Source organism: Acinetobacter sp. 809848 (assembly GCF_000581275.1).
GTDB lineage: Bacteria > Pseudomonadota > Gammaproteobacteria > Pseudomonadales > Moraxellaceae > Acinetobacter > Acinetobacter pittii.
Genome location: NZ_JEXG01000164.1, coordinates 1 through 847, shown reverse-complemented (window position 1 = coordinate 847; position 847 = coordinate 1). Strand labels below are relative to the sequence as shown.

The following is an 847-nucleotide window of genomic DNA, read 5'->3' as shown; positions in this document are numbered from 1 at the left end:
CTGCTTTCTCCCGTAGGACGTATGCGGTATTAGCATTCCTTTCGAAATGTTGTCCCCCACTAATAGGCAGATTCCTAAGCATTACTCACCCGTCCGCCGCTAAGATCAGTAGCAAGCTACCTCTCTCCGCTCGACTTGCATGTGTTAAGCCTGCCGCCAGCGTTCAATCTGAGCCATGATCAAACTCTTCAGTTAAAATCATTTTGCACCTTATTTAAAGACAAGGTGCCAATTCTGGCTCATCAATTACTGACTTAAATTTCGCTCAAATAAACTTCGAGTAATTTAAACCAATCAATCAATGAAAATTATTTCGATTAATCAATCAGTAAAAATCCACACAAGTTGTTCTTCAATTCTCTTAATGATCTTCTTCCTGGTTCGTCACCAGCAAGCTAGGTCGGCTATATTACTCTTAATCTCTTAAAAGTCAACAGGTAATTTCGATATTTTTAAAACTTATCTCTCAAACCAACTCACCATCAAATTCATCACTTAAAGCAACCAACTTAATTCCAAGTAACTGTTTTTCAACAAGTTTCTATCTGCATCACCGCCGATGGATGTGCATTATAGACCATCTCATCCCCTTTGCAAGGGGTATTTCAGCCTTTTTCACTTGAGTGCCGTTTTTTTCTACTATTTTGCGAAAAAAGTGATATATATGGCTTTTTTTTAGGCATTTTCACTGCCTTTTATTAGTTTTATATTTAAAAATTTGGGACATTTTTAATTTCCTATGTCTTTAATAGAGTTTATAGACATATATAGTCCCTTAATTCCAAAGATTCCAAAGATTCCAAAGATTCCAAAGATTCCAAAGATTCCAAAGATTCCAAAGATTCCA

Annotated in this window: 1 rRNA gene; it reads right to left on the bottom strand. The window is 36.2% G+C overall.

Going from position 1 to position 847, the window contains the following annotated elements:
• Nucleotides 1-195 (bottom strand): 16S ribosomal RNA (locus J536_RS0105015); the annotation flags it as partial.
• Nucleotides 196-847: the final 652 nt, after the last annotated feature.